19 protein-coding genes and 2 riboswitches are annotated in these 22,749 nt (G+C 27.7%); of the genes, 5 read left to right on the top strand and 14 right to left on the bottom strand.

The window, feature by feature from the left end; genetic code table 11:
• The 9 genes from BN8917_RS07190 to glsA all read right to left on the bottom strand — a co-directional run bounded on the left by BN8917_RS07190 (window position 1) and on the right by glsA (window position 11,795).
• On the bottom strand, window positions 1–2,235 hold the full coding sequence (locus tag BN8917_RS07190) for a type IA DNA topoisomerase (protein WP_066872569.1): 2,235 nt from the start codon (window positions 2,233–2,235) through the stop codon (window positions 1–3).
• Between the two features lie 187 nt (window positions 2,236–2,422).
• The gene (locus BN8917_RS07185) at window positions 2,423–4,198 is read right to left on the bottom strand and encodes a PTS glucose transporter subunit IIA (RefSeq protein WP_084748528.1); all 1,776 of its coding nucleotides are present in this window, start codon (window positions 4,196–4,198) and stop codon (window positions 2,423–2,425) included.
• Window positions 4,199–4,312: 114 nt separating this feature from the next.
• Window positions 4,313–5,245 (bottom strand): tetratricopeptide repeat protein, encoded by a 933-nt coding sequence (locus BN8917_RS07180; protein WP_066872561.1) that lies wholly within the window; start codon window positions 5,243–5,245, stop codon window positions 4,313–4,315.
• 71 nt (window positions 5,246–5,316) lie between these two features.
• On the bottom strand, window positions 5,317–6,237 hold the full coding sequence (locus tag BN8917_RS07175; protein ID WP_066872558.1) for an alpha/beta hydrolase: 921 nt from the start codon (window positions 6,235–6,237) through the stop codon (window positions 5,317–5,319).
• Window positions 6,238–6,307: 70 nt separating this feature from the next.
• Complete coding sequence (locus BN8917_RS07170) at window positions 6,308–6,904, bottom strand: hypothetical protein (RefSeq protein WP_066872555.1); 597 nt, start codon at window positions 6,902–6,904, stop codon at window positions 6,308–6,310.
• A gap of 98 nt (window positions 6,905–7,002) precedes the next feature.
• Window positions 7,003–7,548, bottom strand: a complete 546-nt coding sequence (locus BN8917_RS07165; RefSeq protein WP_066872553.1) for a lytic transglycosylase domain-containing protein — start codon at window positions 7,546–7,548, stop codon at window positions 7,003–7,005.
• 9 nt (window positions 7,549–7,557) lie between these two features.
• Window positions 7,558–8,160 (bottom strand): dephospho-CoA kinase, encoded by a 603-nt coding sequence (gene coaE / locus BN8917_RS07160; protein ID WP_066872550.1) that lies wholly within the window; start codon window positions 8,158–8,160, stop codon window positions 7,558–7,560.
• Window positions 8,161–8,175: 15 nt separating this feature from the next.
• The gene (gene polA / locus BN8917_RS07155; RefSeq protein ID WP_066872547.1) at window positions 8,176–10,809 is read right to left on the bottom strand and encodes a DNA polymerase I; all 2,634 of its coding nucleotides are present in this window, start codon (window positions 10,807–10,809) and stop codon (window positions 8,176–8,178) included.
• A 68-nt stretch (window positions 10,810–10,877) separates the two neighbouring features.
• Window positions 10,878–11,795, bottom strand: coding sequence for a glutaminase A (gene glsA / locus BN8917_RS07150; RefSeq protein ID WP_066872544.1), 918 nt, complete (start codon window positions 11,793–11,795; stop codon window positions 10,878–10,880).
• Between the two features lie 166 nt (window positions 11,796–11,961).
• On the opposite strand from glsA, the gene BN8917_RS07145 reads away from it, so the two are divergent.
• The 3 genes from BN8917_RS07145 to BN8917_RS07135 all read left to right on the top strand — a co-directional run bounded on the left by BN8917_RS07145 (window position 11,962) and on the right by BN8917_RS07135 (window position 14,587).
• Window positions 11,962–12,495 carry a hypothetical protein gene (locus BN8917_RS07145; protein WP_066872541.1) on the top strand — a complete coding sequence of 178 codons (534 nt, stop codon included), beginning with the start codon at window positions 11,962–11,964 and terminating at the stop codon, window positions 12,493–12,495.
• Between the two features lie 124 nt (window positions 12,496–12,619).
• Complete coding sequence (locus tag BN8917_RS07140; protein WP_066872540.1) at window positions 12,620–13,858, top strand: aminopeptidase; 1,239 nt, start codon at window positions 12,620–12,622, stop codon at window positions 13,856–13,858.
• A gap of 150 nt (window positions 13,859–14,008) precedes the next feature.
• Window positions 14,009–14,587: a TMEM175 family protein gene (locus BN8917_RS07135; RefSeq protein ID WP_066872539.1), complete on the top strand. Its 579-nt coding sequence runs from the start codon at window positions 14,009–14,011 to the stop codon at window positions 14,585–14,587.
• A gap of 84 nt (window positions 14,588–14,671) precedes the next feature.
• On the opposite strand, the gene BN8917_RS07130 is transcribed toward BN8917_RS07135, so the two are convergent.
• The gene (locus tag BN8917_RS07130; RefSeq protein WP_066872536.1) at window positions 14,672–15,886 is read right to left on the bottom strand and encodes a hypothetical protein; all 1,215 of its coding nucleotides are present in this window, start codon (window positions 15,884–15,886) and stop codon (window positions 14,672–14,674) included.
• A gap of 184 nt (window positions 15,887–16,070) precedes the next feature.
• On the opposite strand from BN8917_RS07130, the gene BN8917_RS07125 reads away from it, so the two are divergent.
• Window positions 16,071–16,319, top strand: a complete 249-nt coding sequence (locus BN8917_RS07125) for a hypothetical protein (RefSeq protein WP_066872533.1) — start codon at window positions 16,071–16,073, stop codon at window positions 16,317–16,319.
• 31 nt (window positions 16,320–16,350) lie between these two features.
• On the opposite strand, the gene BN8917_RS07120 is transcribed toward BN8917_RS07125, so the two are convergent.
• From BN8917_RS07120 to BN8917_RS07105, 4 genes are all read right to left on the bottom strand, one after another.
• Window positions 16,351–17,661, bottom strand: a complete 1,311-nt coding sequence (locus BN8917_RS07120) for a methyl-accepting chemotaxis protein (RefSeq protein WP_066872530.1) — start codon at window positions 17,659–17,661, stop codon at window positions 16,351–16,353.
• Window positions 17,662–17,818: 157 nt separating this feature from the next.
• Window positions 17,819–19,222: an alanine/glycine:cation symporter family protein gene (locus tag BN8917_RS07115; protein ID WP_066872527.1), complete on the bottom strand. Its 1,404-nt coding sequence runs from the start codon at window positions 19,220–19,222 to the stop codon at window positions 17,819–17,821.
• Window positions 19,223–19,293: 71 nt separating this feature from the next.
• Window positions 19,294–19,387: riboswitch (glycine riboswitch) on the bottom strand.
• Window positions 19,388–19,467, bottom strand: a riboswitch (glycine riboswitch).
• Between the two features lie 92 nt (window positions 19,468–19,559).
• Entirely contained in the window at window positions 19,560–20,513 is a 954-nt protein-coding gene (locus BN8917_RS07110; RefSeq protein ID WP_066872524.1) for a D-2-hydroxyacid dehydrogenase, read from the bottom strand.
• Between the two features lie 109 nt (window positions 20,514–20,622).
• Window positions 20,623–21,786 (bottom strand): SulP family inorganic anion transporter, encoded by a 1,164-nt coding sequence (locus BN8917_RS07105; protein ID WP_066872521.1) that lies wholly within the window; start codon window positions 21,784–21,786, stop codon window positions 20,623–20,625.
• A 262-nt stretch (window positions 21,787–22,048) separates the two neighbouring features.
• Between BN8917_RS07105 and BN8917_RS07100 the strand changes: the two genes are divergently transcribed.
• Window positions 22,049–22,741 carry a TrkA C-terminal domain-containing protein gene (locus BN8917_RS07100; protein WP_066872518.1) on the top strand — a complete coding sequence of 231 codons (693 nt, stop codon included), beginning with the start codon at window positions 22,049–22,051 and terminating at the stop codon, window positions 22,739–22,741.
• Window positions 22,742–22,749 lie beyond the last annotated feature (8 nt).

The raw sequence follows: 22,749 nt of genomic DNA, 5'->3' as shown, positions 1-22,749 counted from the left end.
TTATATAAATTCAATTTTCCAGTTGAAATAACCTGTTTCTTCATTTAATTCATATCTAAAATATGCACTAAATAAATTTCCTTTTTTACTCTTTAAATTTCTAAATCCAACTTTCCCATTTTTAAGTAAAAGAGCAACCATTTCTTTGCTTACCTTTTTACCAAAGGAAGTTATATATTTATCATCTTTCCAAATAGTATATTTGCAACCATTTTTCCAGTTAACACAGCCAAATCCCTTTTCCCCTTCTATTACGGAGTTACCACAAACAGGACACTTACCTATTTCTTCTTTTCCTTCTGGAAGTTCAACTTTAAATTTATGAAGTAATGATCTATCTTCTTTTATAAGTTTTACAGCATTTATAGTAAAGTTCTTTATAAGATTTAAGAAATCTTCTTTTTTAACTTTACCTTTTTCTATATCTGATAAAGTTTTTTCAAGCTTTCCTGTATATTCAAGGTCTAACAGTTCTCTTGCTGGGAAAATTTCTACTATTGTTCTACCAAGTTCTGTTGTTGTTAAACTCTTACCTTTACTTTGTATATATCCTATATCTTTAAGCTTCTTTATAGTTTCAGCTCTAGTTGCTGGCGTTCCTATACTAAATCCACTAAGTATAGCAGCCATCATTTCATCTGAATTTTCTTCTGACACTAAATCATTATTTTCAGAATCTTTATCTATATCTTTATCACTATTTGATTTATCATTTTTCTTAAAGCTCTTTCCACAAGTCTCCATAACTCTAAGAAGAGTTTTTTCTGTATGTAACTTTGGTGGTTTCTTAGTAACTTTATTTACACTAACTTTTATTATATCAAGCATTTCTTTTTCTGATACCATAGGAAGTATAGTATCTTTAGTTTCAATGCTCTCAACTTTTCGCCAGCCTTCTACAAGTTGAACCTTTCCTCTTGATACAAATACTCCTTTTGCCTCTTCTTTATTAACTTTTAAAGTTATCTTAGTTTCTTCAAATTCAGCAACAGGCATAAATTGCATTATAAATCTATTCTTAACTGCAGAATAAACTATCATTTCATCTTTAGAAAGTCCTGAAGGTTTAACATATGTAGGAACTATAGCACTATGGCTTTCTACCTTAGAATTATCAAATACTCTCTTATTTTTAATAAACTTAATCTCATTTTCATATGGAAGATCTCTCTTTAGAGTTTCTAAAACCTTTTTAGTTCTATCAACTAAACTTTCTTCAAGACATATACTACCTGTTCTTGGGTAAGTAATAAATTTCTTTTCATAAAGTGATTGAGCAACTTTTAAAACTTTATCTGAAGTCCATCCTTTATATTTACTTGTTATATGTCCTTGTAAATTTGATAAATTAAATAAAAATGGTGGATATTCTTTTTTCTTTTCTGTTTGCTTCTCTACAACTTCTACTCTTTCAGACTTTATAGCTTTAGCAATCTTATCTAAATATTCCTTTTCCTCAAACTTTTCATCAAGCTTTCCCTCTTTATTAGTTTCATAATAAAGTCCTTCAAATTCTTTATTTTCACTATTTTTAAAACTTGCAAGCATCTTATAATAGCTAGTTGCATTAAAGTTCTCAATTTCTTTATCTCTATCATATATAATTTTTAAAGTTGGAAGAAGTACTCTACCTATATTTAAAATACTATTATCATTAAGCTTATATCTAATAGTAGCTACAGATGTTAAGTTTATTCCTATAATCCAATCTGCCCATTGTCTACCTATCCCAGCATCTTGAAGAGATTTCATTTCTTCATTAGGCTTTAAAGCTTTCATTCCTTTTTCAACTTCTTTAGCTGTCCATTCATTTAAAAGAAGTCTATAAACCGGTTTTCTCTCATTAAAATAAATAAAAAGCTCATCTGAAATAACTTGCCCTTCTCTATCATAGTCAGTAGCAGATATTATTCCATCAACATCATCTCTATCTATTAAAGACTTAATTATATTGATTTGTTTTTCTGCTCCCTTATCTGTAATAGCTCTATTAGCAGAATCTGTTTTTATCTTATACTTAAATTCTTCTGGGATAAAAGGGAACTTTTCCATTCTCCATCCCTTCATATTCTCATCATAATCTTTAGCATCATAAAGTTGTAGAAGATGTCCAAAAGCCCAAGTAACTAAATACTCATTCCCTTCAAAATATCCATCTTTTCTTGACTTTATCTTTAACGCATCTGCTATATTCTTAGCAACAGAAGGTTTTTCAGCTATAATAACTTTCTTCAAAAAATCATCCTCCTAATTATTTAGGCACTACTTTTCACATCTCTTATAGATTATTAGCCAAATTTATATCTATAAGTCAAATATCATACATTTAATTAATAAAACCCACAATATAATATTATATTGTAGGCTTTTGTTCTATATATAATTATAATATAAATTATGTAAAACTCAAAATTTACTAAGGCTACTTTATCTTAAGTCTTATCCTATTTCTCTCCATAGACTCTATATGTCCTGCATTAAATTGTAATTTCTGATTTTTCTTAAGATTTGTAAATGCAACAGCAAGTTTTAAATCTCCATCTATTTTTTCTTTATTGAGACTCCAAATAACTTGATGCTCTTGAATTAAGTCTCCTTCTTCAACTTTAATTTCAAAAGCCTTAGCACTTAAGAACTTAATATCTACACCTATCTTCATAATAATATTTATCCCTTTTTTAGTTTCTAAAATTACAGCCTTATTCTCCTCTAATATTTTCTTTACTTTGAATCTATATATACTTCTTATCTTTTCATCATCAACATAAAAAGCAAAACCATCTCCCATAATTCCTGAAGAAAAAATCCTATTATTTATTTCATCAAATTCAACGAGCTTTCCTTTCGCAGGGGAGAAAAAATTTATATATACATCTTCTACTATCTTATCTTTTTTCTTTTTTACAAGCTCCTCTTTAACTATCTCTTCATCTTTCTTGCTATTGTTTTTTTCACCTTTAAAGAACTTTATCTTATTCTTTTTTATAATAAGTAATGAAGAAAAATAATAAATAGCTGCAAAAACAACACCTAAAACTAATAGTTTTAGAACATTTAAATTTTGCTGTATTAATGAAAAAATAATAAATTCTATAAGTCCACCTGAAAATAAAATTCCTATATTTATATTAAATAAAGCTAAAATAAGAAAGGCTATCGCTGATATTAAACAATAAATTATAAAAATTAAAGGAGAGAAAACTAATAAAAATAGTTCTAAAGGTCTTGATACTCCTAGTAAAAAACATAATATAGCTATAACAATTAATATCTTATCAAAATCATTTTCATCTTTTCTTTTTTTATATATTGCAAGAATTATAAACGGAAGTGAGAACATCTTACAAATATATTCTCCAGCCATATAATGTCCAAATATAAATGACTGCTTTTCAGTAAGTTGTTTAAAAAATACAGCAAAATCTCCCGTAACAATTTGACCAAGATTATTTATATACTCACCTGATATATTTAAAAATGAATTTTCCCAAAGGTATTCAAGCTCAAATGGACTTAAAAGCCTATCTATAAATCCATATATAAATGGTACAAAGATATTTTTACTATTAATTAAGAACTTTGAAAAATTAAAAATAGTTTCTTGAATAATAGGCCAAGCTAATCCAAAAATAACTCCTATAAAACCTGCAATAGCAAAAGAAATAAAAGCAATAACTAGACTTAAAACATAATAATTTCTATCCTTCTTCTTTAGATGCTCTACATATTTACTAATATATATAACCACTATGCTCCAAAATAAAACTAATACTATACCAGTATCTAAGCTTGGAACAGATAAGACCATTTTACACATAGGACTAGCTAAATTATCTAATCCAATATTCGCTACAATAGATATAATCATATTATTAATAATAAATCCAACGACAAATATAATTCCCATTAAAACATCTGCTTTACAAAAATTCATCACAATTGAAAAACCTAAAATTAAAGCAGAATTTTCACATATAATTTTCACTAATGATTCTAAAATAAAAACAAAATAAGTTAAAAAACTCATATAAAAATTGTCAGTATTTAAATATCTAGAAACTATATAAGATATAAATAATATTGATTGTGAAATGCTTAAGATTGCTATAGGGAGCAAAATTGCTTTTCTTAATTCATTCTTAAATTTAATAATCTTAAATTTCACCCTATTCATTCCCTTCATCAAATAATATTTCATCCTTTAAACTTTAGTGTTTCCTTAAGGTATTCAATCTATTTATACTTATATATATTTATTAAAAATTTTATCCAAAATAAAAAAGAGTTATCTATTCTTAGACAACTCCTTATATTAACAAATATTATTTTCTATTAAGAAATTTTTAAATTCTTCTGATTCTCTAACTACTTTTAGTTCTTCATCTTTATAAATATATTTCATAAATCCTTTATATAACTCCACTGCTTTTATTATATCCTTAATAGCTTTTTCCACATTATTATTTAAAGCATAAAAACAACTTCTATTATAAAAAAGAAATTCTGATTCTGGATTATACTGTATTCCTTGTGATAATATTTCTATACCTTTATCTAGATTGCCCTCTTCCTTATAAATAACTGCTAGATTCAGAAAACTACCAGCATGACCAGGATTCTTTTTTATTGATTTTATATACATTGATTTACTTTTATCAATAAGATTTAGTTTCTTATAAATAACTCCCATATTATATAGAGCCATATAATTATCCTTATTTATATCTAAGGCTTTAGAAAACATCCTATAAGCATTATTTATATCATTTTTTTCTTCATATATAGAACCAAGATTCATATTTCCCCAAAAATCATCAGGACAAATCTCTAAAAGTTTCTTATACCAAACTATTGCCTCATCTTTATCACCATTAAGATCTAAAGCATTAGCTAAAAAGAAAATTCCTCTATCATAGACAGGATTAATTTCAACTGCCTTTTTATAATTTTCTATAGCTTTAGGATAATTTTCTTCTTCATCATACATAACAGCAAGACCATAATAGGCTCTTGCCTCATAAGAATTTATACTTATAGCTTTTCTATAATTTTCTTTAGCTTTTTCTATCTCTCCAAGCTCATCATATAATAAGGCTATATTAATGCTAAGATCTACATCTCCCTCTTCGCCTAAAAATTCCTCTGCTCTTAAATAATAATTAAGAGCTCTTATAAACTCTCCAGCATCATGAGCTTTCTCACCTTTATCTATATAATTGTCTATTAATCTATCTTTTTTCTCCATTTTACACCTACTGTTTCTAAATATACTATCTAATATACTCTAAAACATTACATAAGTATAGTTTATCTTAACTAATTACTAGTCTTAAGAAAGTTAATCATATCATCTATAACTTCATCTCTATTAGAGTCATTTAGCATTTCATGTCTTCCATCTTTATATAATTTATAACTAACATCACTAACTCCATTAGCTTTTAAATCCTTTACTAAAGATTTAATCCCCTCACCAAATTCTCCAACTGGATCACTATCACCAGCAAATATATAAAGCTTTGTTGATTTTTTAATCTTAGCAAGCTCTCCATTTTTATGTATTGCTCTTGTTCCTCTCATTAAATCATAATAAAAAGAAGTTGTACATACAAATCCACAATCAGGACTACTTATATATTCATCTACTGATTTTTCATTTGCACAAACCCAGTCAAACTCAGTTCTACTTGGCTTAAATCTATCATTAAAATTACCAAAAATAAGTTTATCCATAAGCTTACTCTTATGTTTTCTTCCTCTAATCTTCATTTCTACCCAAGCTATCATAATTCCAAGAATTGCAATAGACTTCTGTCTTCCATTTGTTCCAGATAATATAACTCTATCTATTTCTTGTCCATACATTTCTAAATATCTTTGACTAACAAATGATCCCATACTGTGTCCAAATAACACAACTTCTATTCCTGTATTTTCTTTTCTAGTATTTTCAATAAGTTCTTTAACATCAGTAACTAACCAATCAAATCCTTCGTTGTCAGCTATATAACCTCTGTTTTCTTCTTCTTTATCAGTAAAGCCATGTCCCCTATGATCATGTGAGTAAACATAATAGCCTTCATTAACTAATCTTTCAGCTACATAATCATATCTTAAAGCAGTTTCTGTCATTCCATGAACTATATAAATAATAGCTTTTGGCTTAAAATCTCCAGTCCACTTATAACAATTTATTTCTTTTCCGTCACTATCTTTAAACTTGAAGTTATCTCTCATTTAAAATCTCCCCCAAAATTTATTGTCATATATATAATTTTACCTTCAAGTATTTTGTTGTCAACTAATCTTACTTTATCTTATAGTTCATAAAATATTTTTCTATTTTTTCTCTCCAATACTTTCCTCTTTTACTATCTATCTTAGTAACTACCCTTAGAAAATATTCAAGCTCTCCCCTTTTTTCAAGTCCCTTCATTAAATGTCTTGGATATGATAATTTCCTACTATAATTTTTCTTTGGATCTATTATCATTACTTTTTTAGTCTCTAGATTATAAAATATATCTTTACATCTTATATCAAGTCTCTTAAATTTTAATCTTTCAAATTCAATAACCATCTTATAAAGTTCACGAGCTAAATCTTCATCTACTTTATTTCTTCTAAGATATTTATCAAGTCTAACTCCAGGAACATAGTCTCTAATTATATAGTTATTACCAACTTCATAAACTTTAGGAAAAAACTTCGAACCATTAACTTTCTTAAGTATATAAGACTCATCTTTCCAAGATCTAGGCCTTCTAAAAAATTTAATAGTCTTTCCATCTTTAAATAAAAAAACTACTCCATTATGTCCTTCACCAATCTTAACTGCCTCTTTAAGAGCATGCTCAAGTTCTTTTGAAACTTCATTTGAACTATAATCAAAATTCTTACTCATATCTTCCCTCAAAATATCGCTTTATTAATTATATGATTTGAAAGTAAAAAAAGACACTACTCATAGCCTTAACTATCAATAGTGTCCTTAAATTCTTCTTATTTATATAGAGCTGTATATATATTTTTATATGCTTCTACTTTTTTAACGTATTTATCTGTTTCTTTAAATGGTATATTATCTATATTTTTGCCATCTGAAGAATATTCATGATTGCTAAGCCACTTTTCAACATTACCCCTACCAGCATTATAAGCTGCTATAACTAGACCTTCATCATGAAATTGTTCATTTAAATTATTTAAATACCAACAAGCAAATTTTATACTAATCTCTGGGTTTAAAAGCATATTGGGTTCAAAATTTTCTTCACCTAATTGCTCTGCTATCCAATTACCAGTAGTATTAGTAATTTGCATAAGACCTTTTGCATTTTTTCTAGATTCTGCACTTTCATCAAAATTACTTTCTGCTTTCATAACAGACATAACAAGCATTGGATTAACATTATATTCCCTGCTATACTTTGCAACATAATTAGTATATTTTAATGGAAATAGCACCCCTTTAACTAAAATCATGCTCCCTTGTAGTATTAAATACGCAAAAGCTATTAAAAATAATAATTTAAATGCTTTTTTCATTTTAAACTCCTAATTTTCATATAATTTTAAAAAATCTATTAAATCATCCACCTGTTCTTTAGTATTTATAAGATTACCATTATTATCAATTATTAAATTAGCATAGTCTCTTTTCTTTTCAAGGCTCCACTGTGAGTTTATTCTGTTAACTGCTTCACTTTGAGTAAGTCTATCACGTTCTTTAAGCCTTTGAATTTGTATAGGTAACTTTATCCACACTAAAACCATCATATCCATTTTCTCATTATATCCATGTTCTATAAGTGTAGCCCCATCTAATATAACAAGCTTTTCACCTTGCTTTTCATATTCACTTAAAGCTTCATCTATAGCATTTTTTATATATGGCATGATAATATCTTCATATTTTTTTCTTTCCTTTGGAAATCTAAAAATATGATTTCCAAATTCTCTTCTTCTAAAATCCCCTCTCCAGTCAAAGAAACCTTCCCCAAAATTAAGTTTAACTTCTTTTAATATATTAGGATTTTTATCTAGAACTTCTCTAGCTATTATATCTGCATCTATAATTTTAAATCCAGCTTCTTTTAACATTAATGAAATAGTGCTCTTACCTGAGCATATTCCGCCAGTAAGCCCTACTTTAATCAACCTATCTTCACCTTCCTATTTTGCATCATACCATGTACTTCCTACGTTAATATCTACATCTAAAGATACGCTAAGATCTATAACATTTTCCATTTCTTCTTTAACTATAGTCTTAACCTCTTCAAGTTCATCATTATAAACATTTAAGATAAGTTCATCATGTACTTGTAATATAAGCTTACTCTTTAGATTTCTTTCGTTTAATTTATTAAATACATTTACCATAGCAAGTTTTATAATATCAGCTGCTGTTCCTTGTATAGGAGCATTCATAGCAAGTCTTTCCCCTAAAGCTTTTACCATCTTATTAGATGCTGATATTTCTGGTATAAATCTTATTCTATTTAACATAGTAGTTACATACCCTTTAGTTTTAGCCTCTTCTAAGACACTATCTATAAATACTTTTATATTAGGGTATCTATCAAAATAAATGTCCATATATTCTTTTGCTTCATTCTTTTTAATATTTAAATCTTTAGCAAGGCTAAAATCACTAATTCCATAAACTATTCCAAAGTTAACAGCCTTAGCCCTACTTCTCATAAGAGGAGTAACATCTTCTATTGCAACATTAAATACTTCTGAAGCAGTTTTTGTATGAATATCTGAATGATGATTAAACGCATCTATCATATTAGCATCATCTGACATATGAGCAAGAATTCTAAGCTCAACTTGTGAATAGTCGGCTGAAAGAATACATTGATTTTCTCCTCTTGCTTTAAATACCTTTCTTATTTCTCTTCCCATCTCATATTTTATAGGAATATTTTGAAGATTAGGTTCAGTTGATGAAAGTCTTCCTGTAGTTGTTATAGTTTGATTAAAGCTTGAATGAATTGCTCCATCTTCATCTATAACTGCTTTAAGCCCTTCAACATATGTTGAATATATTTTTGCTAATTGTCTATAATAGATTATTTTCTCTACTATTGGATGTTTATCAGCTAATTTTTCTAAAACTTCAGCATTTGTTGAATATCCTGTTTTTGTTTTCTTAACAGGAGGTAAATCTAATTTTTCAAATAGAATCTTACCAAGTTGCTTTGGAGAATTAATATTAAATTCTTCATCTGCAAGCTCAAATATTTCTGCTTGAGTCTTATCAAGTTCAGATTTAAACTTAACTGAAAGATCATCTAACATTGATTTATCTACTGTAAATCCTATTTCCTCCATAGATGCTAAAACTCTTGCAAGTGGTTGCTCTATTTCATATAAAAGCTTTTCCATCTTCTTTTCTACTATAGCTTTTTTAAGCTTTAAAGTAAGCTTTGGCATATAGTAAAGTGATACAAGTTCTATATCCTTTTCTTCAAATTCTGGATATTCTTCTAAATATATTTTTACTAAATCTAAAATGGGATATTCTCCCTTTGATGAGTCTAGTAAGTAAGCTGCAAGCTCTATATCAAAATTAATATTTTTAATATCTATATCAAATCTTGATAATATTTTTAGTGCAAGCTTTGAATTATATAATATCTTTTTAGTTTTTTCATCTTCAAAGATTTCCTTAAGTATTGGCTTTGCTTCTGCATCTGAGAATAAATTATCTGATAAAATAGTATCCATAAATAAAACATAATTTTTTTCATTACTATTAATAAATATTTTATCAAACTCAATTGTAGAATACATATGAGCATTTTTACTTGTAAATCTTATAAATAATTCATCTGATAAATTTTCTTTAAGCTCTCTAAGACCTTTTGAATCAGTTATTTCTATTGCTTCTACTTTTAAGTTTTCCTTAGGTTTTTCTTCTATTTCTGTACCAGCAAGCTTTGCAAGCTTTTCTTCTGGTATTCTCATTTCAAGCTTTGTATAAAGCTTTCTAAGTCCATCTATATCATAACTAGTATTTGACTTAATTTCATCTAGGTCAAAATCTATTGGAACATCAACATTAATTGTAGCAAGCTTCTTTGAGAATATTGCTTGTTCACTATATTCTGTTAAGTTTTCTTTTATCTTCTTACCACTAATATTATCTATATTTCTTAATACTTCTTCTATTGAACCATAAGTATTTATAAGCTTATAAGCAGTTTTTTCTCCTATACCTGGAACCCCCGGTATATTATCTGATTTATCTCCCATAAGACCTTTAACATCTATAAATTGTGTAGGAGTAACAGTAAATTCTTCAATCATTCTCTTTGCATCATAACACTCAATTTCTGATACACCTTTTTTAGTGATACAAACTTTAGTATTATCAGTAGCTAATTGAAGAGCATCTTTATCTCCAGTCATTATAAATACCTCTAAGCTTTCTCCTTCTGCATATTTTGCAAGGCTTCCTATAAGGTCATCAGCTTCAAATCCATCCATCTCATAAATAGTTACTGAAAGTTTTTCTAACATATCTTTAACTATTGGAAATTGCTCTGCAAGCTCTGAAGGCATCTTTTTTCTACCTGCTTTATAATCTTTATATTCTAAATGTCTAAAAGTAGGTGCCTTTCTATCAAATGTTGTTACTATATAATCTGGCTTTATATCTTCTTTCATTTTAAATAACATATTTAAAAATCCATAAACTGCATTAGTATGCACACCATCTTTATTACTAAGCGTAGGTATAGCATAAAATGCTCTATTTAATAGACTATTCCCATCCAATATAAGTAGTCTTTCCATTATTTATCCTCCATTTAATTAACACTAGTTAATTATTCTTACCATTTTAATATTTTATTATAATCCTTCTAGAAAATACTTAAATCCATTTCATCTGAAAGATTCTTTAGAATATGTTTTCCTCCGACACTATTACCTTTTGAATCTAGTGCTGGTCCATAAACTCCTATACCCATTCTTCTTGGGACTGATGCCATAATTCCTCCACCTACTCCACTTTTTGCAGGGATTCCTATATGTACAGCAAATTTACCTGAATCATCGTACATTCCACAAGTAACCATTATAGTTTTTACTATTCTACATACATCTCTTGATATAATTCTTTCATCACTCCAAGGAAGAACTCCATCATTTGCAAGCATAGCTCCAAATTTAGCAAGATCTTCTGTTGTTACTTCCATTGAGCATTGCTTGAAATATAAATCTAAAACTTCTTCTACATCACCTTTTAAGAATCCACTACTCTTTAAGAAATAACCAAGTGCTCTATTTCTATCTCCTGTTTCTTTTTCTGATAAATAAACATCTTCATTTATTCCTATATTATCATTACCCATAACTTTTCTTGTAAAAGCTAAAAGTCTTTCAAATTTTTCTTCCTGTGTTTCCCCAGCTATTAAAGATGTAGTAACTATCGCACCTGAATTAACCATAGGATTATAAGGCTTATCACTATCTCTTATTTCTAAATTAACTATACTATTAAAACTATCTCCTGTTGGTTCCACTCCAACTCTTTCAAATACATTTTCTCTTCCATTATCTAAAATAGCGAGCATAAGTGAAATTACCTTTGATATACTTTGTATAGTAAATTTCTTATCAGCCATTCCTGACTTATAAACATCTCCATTTAGTGTAACTACACAAATTCCTAAATCATTCTTATCAGCTTTTGCAAGTTCTGGTATATATGAAGCCACTTGGCCTTCATTAACTACTTCTTTTCCTTTTTCTAAAAAACTATCTAATAATTTATTCAATTTTAAACCCTCTTTTCAATGTCCGCATTTTTAATATATTTTTCCTTAGTTTAAATATATTTTAATACTTATATTATAAACTTAAATTTAATTATTATCTATATATAGTTACTTTACTAGACCTTTCATCATATTTTAAATTAGAAGAACTAACTAGGAGATAAAAATGAGGCTTAATTCAGAGTCAATAAAATATTTAAATAACTGTTCGATAAAAAAATTTATGAGAAATTATGAATTTCTAGGAGAAGGAATTGCAAGAAAAGTATTTGCTTTAGATGACAAATATGTTATTAAAGTTGCTAAAAACGAAGATGGTTACCATCAAAACTTTGTTGAAAGATATGTATATGCAAACTGCTCCGATAGAATTAAACAATATTTATGTCCTATCTACTATTCTAATGATAGGATTATAATCATGGCTAGGGCTATGCCATATAATAAAATTATAAAGAAACAGGGATTTGTTAATCCAGAAAAATTTATAGATGATAAATATATCTTACGTGATTTAAATTACTTAATAAATAATTTTTATCTATATAGAGAAGATATATTTTCTGCTCGTTCTTGGGGAATTATAGATGGGAAATTCTATTTGATTGATTTTGGTTGTACCTCTGATTATGGAGATAGAGTTTATGATGATCTTAAGGAAATCTATTATAAAAATAAGGAAAGACATAGAAAATATTAATAATAGCTTTATTATAGCTTAAACTATCTCTAATAGGTATTAATCTATATTTGTGATAATAATAATTATTTATTATAATAGTAATAATAAATAACTGATATCGATTAAAGAAAGGTGTGATTTTATGATAGAAAACTTTGATTTACTATTAGATAAATATGCAAAACTTGCTGTAAATATAGGTGTTAATGTACAACAAGATCAAATTCTTGTTATAAACTCTCCTATAGAATGTGCTAACTTTACAAGAAAACTTGTAGAAGAAGCTTATAAAAAAGGAGCAAAGGAAGTAGTTGTTCACTGGAGTGATGAAATTACAGGAAAACTAAAATATGAATACTCTCCTTTAGAAGTATTTGAAAATGTTCCTGAGTGGGTTAGAGATTCTAGACTTAGCTATGCTAAGAAAGGAGCTGCTTTCTTAAGTATCTCTGCTTCAGATCCAGAACTTTTAAAGGATGTAGATCCTAAAAAAGTTTCAACATTTAGAAAGGCTTCAAGTATTTCATCAAGAGAATTCAGCGAAATGCTTATGAGTAATCAAAACTCTTGGTCAATAGTTTCAATTCCTACTAAAGGCTGGGCTAAAAAAATATTCCCAGATGTTTCAGTTGAAGAAGCAGTTGAAAAGCTTTGGAATGAAATATTTAAAATAGTTAGAATCGATAAAGAAGATCCTGTTGCTGCTTGGGAAGAACATAAAAATACTTTAAAAGAAAAAATGAATTATTTAAATTCAAAGAGAATTAAGTCCCTTCACTATACAAATAGTCTTGGAACTGATCTTGTTTTAGAACTTCCTAAGAATCATTTATGGCTTGGTGGAGCTGAAGTTAATACTTCAGGAGTTGAATTTATAGCTAATATGCCTACTGAAGAAGTTTTCTCACTTCCTTTAAAAACAGGTGTTAATGGTATAGTATATAGCTCAAAACCTCTTAACTATGCTGGAAATCTTATAGATAACTTCTCATTAACATTTAAAGATGGTAAAGTTGTAGATTTCACAGCTGAAAAAGGTTATGACACATTAAAGCATCTCTTAGATACAGATGAAGGTGCAAGACATTTAGGAGAAGTAGCTTTAGTTCCGCATGATTCTCCTATCTCTAACTCAGGTATTATATTCTTTAATACTTTATATGATGAAAATGCATCATGTCACCTTGCTCTTGGTAAAGCATACTCTGTATGTATTAAAGATGGAGAAAATATGACAGATGAAGAACTTGCAAAAGAAGGTGCAAATGATTCATTAACTCATGTTGACTTTATGATAGGAACAGCTGACTTATCAATAGTTGCTACTTTAGAAAATTCAGAAACAATAAAGATATTCGATAACGGAAACTGGGCTTTCTAATATAATAAATTTAGGCTTAGGAAGAAATAATAAAATTATTTCTTCCTAAGTCTTTTTTATGAAAAATTTGTCTATTATTTTATTAAATTTTCATATATAATATAATTCTATTATATATATTAACAAAAATTTAATAAAAGGAGTATAATAATGAATAAAGATAGGTTACAATCATTTACGGATGCTGTAATTGCTATTATAATGACTATTTTAGTATTAGATTTTAAAGTACCAAGTACAGTAAGTTTAGATGGTCTTTGGGATATGAGATATAAATTTTTAGCTTACTTACTTAGTTTCTTAGTACTTGCTCTTTATTGGATGAATCATCATCATATGCTTCAAATAGCGCAAAAAGTTACTGGGAAGGTTTTATGGGCAAATATTAATTTTCTTTTCTGGACTTCATTACTACCTTTCTCAACTTCATGGCTTGGTGAACATATAAATAGTGTTTATCCAGAAATGTTTTATGGTATTATCTTTACCTTAGGTAATTTTGCGTACTATCTATTACTTAGATCCTTAATGCAAGCAGACGGAAAAGACTCAAAAATATATAAGACATTTCAAAATTATTATAAAATATATATAACTTTAAGCGTGGGTATTTTAGGTGTTATCTTAGCAAATTTCTACCCAATAGTTGGAATAATAACTTACTTTATAATTATAGTGCTTTGGATTATTCCTGAAAAAAGAATAGAAAAGCTTTTTAATGAAATATAAAGTTTTAATAATATTAGTATAGAATAACTATTACTTAAAACAATAAAAATATCCACTCAGATTTTAAATCTAAGTGGATATTTTTTAATTAGATATCTTATTTATAAAATAATTTAATATCTCTTTATTATCACCCTTAAGCTCTATTTTTTTATCTTCCCCTCTATAAATATATCCACCTTTATTAAATCCATTTGCAATTTCTGCCTTTATTTTTTTTATGACATATTTACTGTTTATCTCTTGTTCTCTTAAAAATTCTAATCTTTCTGGATCTTTTCTCCACTCAAACTTTAATTTTTCTATAACATTTAAATAAGCTATTATATATTTTACTTTTAAATCAAGTTCTGCTTTTCTCTTACCATACCAGAAAATTATATTTTCATACTGTTTAGTATTTAAAACATAATAGCCTCTTCTTATATCTCTATCTTCTTTAATGTAACTATCTAGCTTTATCATTCCGCTACCTTGGCTCTGACAAATCTTTCTTCCTTCCACATCAATAGATACTGGAATATTCTCCAAATCTCTATCATTTAATAATTCTTTAAATACCTCTTCTACAGTAGATATTATGAATTCATTTTTTTCTGCTGATGTTACTCTCTTTAAGTGCATAGCTACTCTATTATCTACAATTTTCTTTTCTTCACTTATAACTGAATAACTGCCTGTCCAATCACAATAAATAACTTCATCCTTAACTAAAGTTTCTAAAACCTCATCTATTGCTAAATTTATAGAGACCTCTCCTCTTATAAATGAATATCTTAAATAACTTTTTATATCATCTTTTCTTGATTTCTTAGTTTCTGAGTTTTTAAATAGATATAAAAGTTTTAATAATCTATCTATAAGGTCTTCATGCTCTGAATAAGTCTTTGTTAATCTATTTATTGCTTCAATTTCATCTTCCCTTAAAAGATGTTCTGCAACTCCTAAATAAAGATCAATATTTTGTTCTACTATCTTTTTAACAACTGAATATATGTATGCTTTATATTCCTCATTTGTCTTCATACCCTTATTTAAATTAATATCTCTTGGCATATACAAACGACCATTTGTTGTATATGTTTCTCTTCTTTGTGATAAAGTTTCATCTTTTATTCCCTGAACAAATATTATTTCCTCAAGTTGCTCTTTATTTTCAATAAATCTTTCCATAGCAAAATTTATTTTAACTATTGCTAAAGCGACTTCATTTTCATCTAGTATATCTTTATCTTTTATAAGCTTATAAAAATTATACCAATTTATAAATTCTTCCTCTCTAGTTTTATTTACGTCCAATTTAATTCCTCCATAGTCTTAAAATAATAAATAACTTTCTTTTAATAATTAATCAAATCCATTAGCTATTATGTTATTTCTACATATACTATTATTATATTATACTACTAGACACTATAAAATAAATAATAAAAACTTTTTGTTGAAAAAGCTGTTTCTAAACAATAAATATAGGTGATATCTAATGCTTAACAAAAATCCAGATGATTTTCTGGAAATAAAACAATTATCATTTATTTGCAAGTATAAATTTAATTCTAAATTATCTGAATCTACTATAAGAAATTACTTGTATAAGGATATAAAAAATAAGTCTTTAAAATCTAAGTATATAAATGGACATCATTTTATTATGTGGGGTGACTTCTTAAATTTATTAAACCATGATTATCTAAGACTTGGATTTAGTTATAATCCAATAATAAAAAAATAAAAAGTTATCTCAAAAGAGATAACTTTTTATTTTATAATTTAAACTTATGTATTTCTGATCTAAGATCCATTGCAATTTCTTCTAGATTATCAGTTGAATCACTAAGTCCCTCCATAGTAGCACTTACTTCTTGTGTAGAAGCTGTAACCTGTTCAGTTGCTGCTGCTACTTGTTCTGATATAGATGCAATACCACCTATTTCAGAAACTACAGTATCTTTATTTACATTTATAAAATCAACAAAATTCTTTATTTCAAATGAGCTCTTATTTACTCCATCCATATCAACACAAATCTTATCGAATATCTCTTTAGTTCTTAAAACTGCTTCTTCTTGTTCTTTCATAACAACATTACTTTCTTCAATAGCACCTGTAGCCTTTGAAGATTTAACACTAACTTCATCTACTATTCTCTTAATTTCTTCTGTTGAAGTTTTTGATTGCTCAGCAAGTTTTCTAATTTCTTCTGCAACTACTGCAAATCCTCTTCCAGCCTCTCCAGCTCTAGCAGCCTCAATACTAGCATTTAAAGCAAGTAAATTTGTTTGCTCTGTAATTTGAGATATACTATTTGAAATAACATTAATCTTATTTGTACTTTCAGATACATCTAAAACAACATCATGGAATTCCATAGAATTCTTTTTACTTCTAGTATACTTATCCATTAAAGCTTCTATAACAGCCTTACCTTCTTGTTCAATTATTTTATTAGACTGTTCTGATGACTTACTCATATTATCACTTATAAATGCTATATCGCTAAGTTGTACTGATAGAGCTTCCATTGAGTTAACGCTTTCATGCGCATTATTAGATTGTTCTATAGCTCCTCTTGATATAGATTCTATGGCTTTGGCCACTTCAGATGTAGAAGCTGTTGTTTCTTCTGCCATAGAAGCTATATTTTTAGCTGCTTCAAGGAATATATCTGCATTCTTATCTATATTTCCTATAAGTGCTTTTATACTTTCAATACTTATATTTAAGTCATTTCCTAAAGCTTCAAACTCATCTCCACTTTCTAAATGAACAGTTTCACTAAAATCACCTTCAGCCATATTATTAATTATTTTTCTTAAAGTAACAACACTATTATTAATACTTTTCCCTAAAATATTAGCTAAAATAATACTAACTCCTATAGTTATTAAAATTGAAATTAATACTGTAAGTCTTAAATTTCTCATTGCTTCTTCTATCGATTGATTATTTCTTATAGCATTATTAGTTTGAAAATACATAACTAAAGCAATTGCTATTTGAGCCAGTATTGAAATTCCAAGAACATATAGTTTTACTTTACTTCTAATACTTTTTAAATTCTTTTTGTTTTTCACTTTAGATCCCCCTTACAAATATATCAGCTATTTTAAATTACAATACACTTAGATATATTATCGATATCACAAGTGAAAACTTTAACATTTAAAATAATAAATATATACAAAATAAAAAGAGCTATCTTCTTTTAGATAACTCTTAAACTAAATTCCCTTAACATATTTCTTGCTTACTGCTAAGTTCGAGAAAAAAATTGTTCGTTTCCTCAACAACAACTTTTCTTAGGCCTATTATCCCAACTAAATTAGGAAGAGCCATAAGTCCATTAACTATATCCGCAATAATAAATATAGTTCCAAGTGGTAGAAATGCCCCAATTCCAACCAACATTATATATATTATTCTATAATACTTAACAGATTGTATTCCCATAAGATACTCAATACATCTCTCACCATAATAATTCCATCCTAGTATAGTTGTAAAAGCAAAAAATATAAGCCCTATATTAACTATATAAGTCCCTAAAATTTCTAATGGTAAACCTCTCTGAAATGCTGCAGTTGTCATACCTGCACCTTCTAAACCACTTGCTGAATAAACCCCAGTTACAACAATAACAAGTCCAGTCATTGTGCATATTAAAATAGTATCAAAAAAGGTACCAGTCATTGATATAAGCCCCTGTTTAACTGGTGAATTTGTTTTTGCAGCTGCAGCAGCTATTGGCGCACTACCAAGTCCTGCTTCATTTGAAAAAACACCTCTTCCTACTCCCATTTGAATAGCCATTGTAATTGTTATACCTGTTGCCCCACCAAAAGCCGCTCTTGGATTAAATGCACTTTCTAAAATCAATGAAACAGCCCCTGGTATTTCCTTATAATTAAGTATTAAAACTAATAATACAGCAACAATATATAAGCCTGCCATTAAAGGAACTACCTTTTCAGAAACTTTAGATATTCTCTTTATCCCTCCGAGTGTTACAAGTGCTACTAAAATTGTTACTATAATAGCTGTAACTACTATCGGAACATTAAAGCTAATTTTAGCTGCATCTGCTATAGATTTAACTTGTCCAAAAGTTCCTATACCAAAAAATGCAACTCCTATTCCTAATAATGCAAATATCTTTCCAAGCCATTTGATTCCTAGACCTTTTTCTATATAATACATAGGTCCACCTGACATATTACCTGACTCATCAACTTTTCTATATTTTATAGCAAGAACTCCTTCTGCATATTTTGTAGCCATTCCAAAAAAAGCTGCAATCCACATCCAGAATAATGCTCCAGGTCCTCCTGTTTTAATAGCTGTCGCTACTCCAACTATATTACCTGTTCCTATAGTAGCCGATAAAGCTGTACATAATGCAGCAAAACTTGAAACATCTCCTTTTGCCTTATCTGAAGAAAACTCTTCATCTTTTGAAAAAACATACTTTAAAGCAAGAGGTAATCTAAATACTTGTAAAAGCCCCAATTTCAAAGTTAAATAAATTCCTGTTCCTACTAAAAGTATTAAAAGTGGTGGACCCCAAATAAAAGAACTTATCCCCTTCAGTCCTTCCTCTAGTGAAAATCCTTGTAACAATAAACTAAAACTGAACATAAAAAAACCTCCTTAAATTACTTTAGGAGGGTATACAAAATAGACTAAAATAATATTACTTATTTTAGTATTTTCTATCCCCTGTCCTTTTACCTGAGAGTTTGAGCAAATTTCTTTGCCTTGCTCCTTCGGTGCTCATTTTAAAAATGAGTCTCTCCAGAGGCTCGTCCAACATTGGTCCTTTTACCTGAAAGATTTCCCTCTTCGGTGGATTATAAAAATAATCTCTCTCCCAATGCCTTCATCCGAACTCTATTAAATATTTATTCTTCTCTATAAAGTTTATACTGAGTTTTTTTAAAAATCAAGAATTTTTATAAAAAATTTTTAAAAAGATTTATATTCTATTTCTCATTTCCCCTCTATAAAAGGCTCTTATATTTTCCATCATATCTTCAAATAATCTTGTTCTTGCCTCTAAACTCGCCCAAGCTACATGTGGAGTTAAAAGTAATTTATCTTTCTTTTCTACTTTTAATAAAGCATTATCCGCATGCATAGGTTCATATTCAAATACATCTAAAGCTGCTGCTCCTATTAAATCTTTATCTATAGCTTTTGCAAGATCACTTTCAACAACTATTGGACCTCTTCCTAGATTTAAAAGTACTGCTGAATTTTTCATTTTCTTAAATGCTTCATAATTCATAAGTCCTTTAGTATTTTCATTTAAAGGTGCATGTATTGAGATTACATCTGATTTTTTTAAAAGTTCTTCAAATTCAACTCTTGTAAATTCTGAATCTGAGTTTCTTCCTGATGTTGAATAATATATTACTTCAGCTCCAAATACTTTTGCAAGATTTGCAACCTTCTTACCAATTTGTCCAAGCCCAATTATTCCCCATGTCTTTCCTTCTAAATCAACTATAGATTTATCTAAATGAGTGAATATATCTGACTTTGTATATTCTCCTGATTTAACATAATTATCATAATATGCAAGCTTATTATAGATATTAAATAACATAGCAAAAGTATGTTGAACAACTGTATTAGTTGAATATCCTGCAACATTAGTAACTGCTATATTTCTTGATTTTGCATATTCTATATCTATATTATTATAACCTGTTGCCATTTCACAAATTAATTCTAAATTCTTAGCATCTTTTAAAGTACCTTCATTTAAAACTACTTTATTAGTAATAACTATATTAGCATCTTTAATTCTATCTTTAGCTTCTTCATAAGAACTTAACTCATAAGTTTCTAATTCACCTATTTCAGAAAGCTTATTAAAATTAAATTCTCCCATTGTCTTTGCATCTAAAATAACTATCTTTTTCATTTTTTCACCTCTTTAACTTGTTTTATATAATAATATATTATTCCTCTTAAGAAATAAAAGCAAATTTTTCTATATAAAAAGGTTATCTCTTTAAGAGATAACCTTAAAACTAAGCTGTTTTTCCTTTTTTAAATGCTGCAAAAATATAATGTAAAACTACACCTATAACTACACCTATAGCTAAATTAGATGTTGCAAGAACTATAGCTATTGTTACTATCATAACTATTGTATCTGTTATTGAATTTTTAGGAATTGTATATATTGACTTCCAATTAACTGTTGTTATAGCTATCATAACCATAACTGCAATAACAGCTGCTATAGGTATAATCTTAACGATATCTATAAAGAATACTATATATATCATAAAGAATATTCCAACAAAAAATGTTGAAAGTCTAGTTCTTCCACCAGATTTTGTATTAATTATTGACTGTCCAACTAAAGCACAACCAGCCATTCCTCCAATAAATGCTGTAAGTATATTTCCAAGTCCTTGACCAATACATTCTCTACTCTTATTACTTTCTGTATTTGTCATTTCATCTAAAGTCTTTGCAGTTAATAGACTTTCTACTGATCCTACAATAGCAAGTGATATTGAATACATAAGAATAATACCTATTGTATGTGTATTTATAGCTATTGTTGGCAGTAAAAACTTTGGATATCCAAGCTCTAATCCTTTTAATGTACCTAAATTATATCCATCAACTTTAAATAATAAAGCAATTATTGTAACTACTATTATAGATATAATTGCTGGTGGTATCTTTTTTGTAAGATAAGGGAAAGTGTAAATGACTAATATTCCTATACCAACTAAAATGTACATTACTAATCCTTGACCTTTAAAATAATGTATTTGGTCCACAAATATAAGTATACCAAGTGCATTAACAAATCCATGCATAACTGATTCCGGTATGTATTTAACTAACTTTCCTGCTTTACAGATACCAAAAATTATTTGAAAAACTCCTGTCATTAATGTGACTGGCATTATGTAACTAGTACCATAATTTCTAACAAGTACTGCTAAAACAAGTGCCATTGATCCAGCTGATGCTGATATCATCCCTTTTCTACCACCAAATATTCCTACCATTATTGACATAGATATTACAGATAGAAATGATATGGATGGGTCTACACCTGCTATAAAGGCAAATCCTATAGTTTCTGGAATAAGAACTAGTCCTATAACTAAAACTGATAGTAGATCTGGTCCTATATTAGAAAACCAATCTTCTTTAATCTTACTTAACAAGATTTTCACCTCTTCCTTTGTTTATTTATTTTTTACATAACCTATTTTATCTCAAAACCTACCCTATATCAAAACTTATTTTATACCAAAAATATATAGTTCTTTCTTTAATTCTTCTCCTTTGTTAAATTATATATACATAATAAAAACAAACAATATTTTTAAAATACATTTATATTTAGTTAACAAAAAATACATCTCTTTAATATTTTATTAAAATGTTGTATAATTCACTGTATATAAACTAAAAAGGAGTGAGCTTATGGTTTTAATATTAACATTTACAATCTTTTTATTATTCTTCTTGATGGTAATAAACTTTTTCGCAGTTTTATTTAGATTGACTGGTATGCCTATAGATAAAGCCAGATTTCAAGTTATATCTCTACTTACAAGTACAGGTTATACAACTAGAGAAAGTGAAACTATAGCTCAACACCCTACAAGAAGAAAACTTGCTAGTTGGCTTATGATATTTAGTTATGTAAGTACAGCAACATTCATATCTTTCATAGTAAGAATTATAACAAGCAGTCTTTCAGACACTCGTTCAATGGGAGAATCAATTGCACTTATGCTTTTATTTTTCTTAGGCTTATTTTTAATTCGTAGAAGTATTTTCTTTGGAAAACTACAAAATATAATGGAATCAGTAATTATGAAATCATCAAAATGGCACAGTATTTTTGATGATAGACTTATAAATATTGTACAAAGAAAAGGATATGGTATTTATGAAATATACATAAGTAAAAATAATTACCTTGTTGGAAAAAGTATAATAGATAGTAAACTTAAAGATATTGAAATACAAGTTCTTAGTATAGATAGAGGGGACAAGCTTATAAACTTTCCTTCACCTGACTTTGTTTTTCAAGTTACAGATAAAATAACTGTCTATGGAAATATTAAGAGTATTACAAATACCTTTAAAGAAATAAACGTAAAAAAATAGAGAATAGT

Origin of the sequence: Clostridium mediterraneense (assembly GCF_900091705.1) — a bacterium.
In the GTDB taxonomy this organism is placed as follows: domain Bacteria; phylum Bacillota; class Clostridia; order Clostridiales; family Clostridiaceae; genus Sarcina; species Sarcina mediterraneense.
The sequence above is the reverse complement of the archived record's forward strand: the minus strand, read 5'-3'. Positions and strand labels throughout refer to the sequence as shown.